This is a genomic window from Mycobacterium sp. GA-2829 (genome assembly GCF_001499965.1).
In the GTDB taxonomy this organism is placed as follows: domain Bacteria; phylum Actinomycetota; class Actinomycetes; order Mycobacteriales; family Mycobacteriaceae; genus Mycobacterium.
In genome coordinates this window covers 1-1,143 of sequence record NZ_LQIT01000092.1, presented here as the reverse complement: position 1 = coordinate 1,143, position 1,143 = coordinate 1, and the positions used below count along the sequence as shown (strand labels likewise).

Sequence of the window (1,143 nt, the reverse complement as noted above, 5' to 3'; positions counted from 1 at the left end):
TCGACAACGGTGGACGTGGCATAGCAGCACTTCCCATCAGAATCAGCTGCTATTGCAACGACGCCTTGAAACCGCCGATGAATCGCGTGACACAACCCGACACTGGACGAAGGGTGTCGGTGCCTGCGGAGACCGTGATGGCATGATCACGCGACCGTTCATGGGTACCGAGGCGTTGGCGGCCGGTGTCGTCACGCGCCGCACGCTGGCCAGCCGGCACCAGATGATCTACCGCAACGTGTACGTGCCGAATGGTCACGAGCTGACGGCCGCCACCCGAGCCGAGTCCGCCTGGCTATGGGCCCGGCGCGACGCGACGGTCGCCGGGCTCTCCGCGGCGGCCTTGCAGGGAGCGAAGTGGATCGACCCGGCGTTGCCCGCCGAACTGATCCGCTCGGTGCCGTGCGCCACCGACGGAATCGTCATCCACCGCGACACACTCGAAGAGGACGAGGCGAGAATCCTGAGCGGCATCCGCCTTACGACCCCCGCGCGGACCGGCTTCGACATCGGCCGTCGCGCCACGTTGACCAAGGCGGTGATGCGCCTCGACGCTCTGGCCAACGCCACCGATCTGAAGCCCGCGAAAATCAGTGCCCTGGTCGACCGCCATCGCGGTGTTCGCGGACTCGAAACGCTGCGGAAGGCCGTTACATTGATGGACGGCGGCGCCGAATCACCTCAGGAAACCCGCACTCGACTACTGCTGATCGCTGCGGGTTTCCCGCGGCCCAAAACCCAGATCATAGTGTGCGATGAGTTCGGGTCCTTCATCGCGCGGATCGACATGGGTTGGCTCGAGTGGAAGGTCGGTGTCGAGTACGACGGACCTCAACACTGGGCGAGCCCGGCCGATCACGCCCGTGACGTCGAACGAATCGCAGAGCTCGAAGCCCAGGGTTGGGTGATCGTCCGCGTCACCAGGGACATCCTGCGGTATCGGTCGAGCGTCTTCCTCGCGCGTGTCCGCGATGCGATGCGGGGTGCGGGCTGGCCGGACCACGCGAAGATCAACCTCGACGCACGTCTGGCGCCGTGAGTGTCGGGCTGTGTCACGCGTGCGGCGCTTGGGTTCAAGGCGTCTATGCAACAGCGGGTGGATTGAGTGGGTCGCACAGTAGTGCGTCGAGTGTTTCGGCGGGT

The 1,143-nt window shown here is 65.3% G+C and carries 1 protein-coding gene; it reads left to right on the top strand.

The annotated features are described in order from the left end of the window. Nucleotides 1-142 precede the first annotated feature (142 nt). A complete protein-coding gene (locus tag AU194_RS30770; RefSeq protein ID WP_059093042.1) occupies nucleotides 143-1,039 on the top strand; it encodes an endonuclease domain-containing protein in 897 nt (298 codons plus the stop codon). Nucleotides 1,040-1,143: the final 104 nt, after the last annotated feature.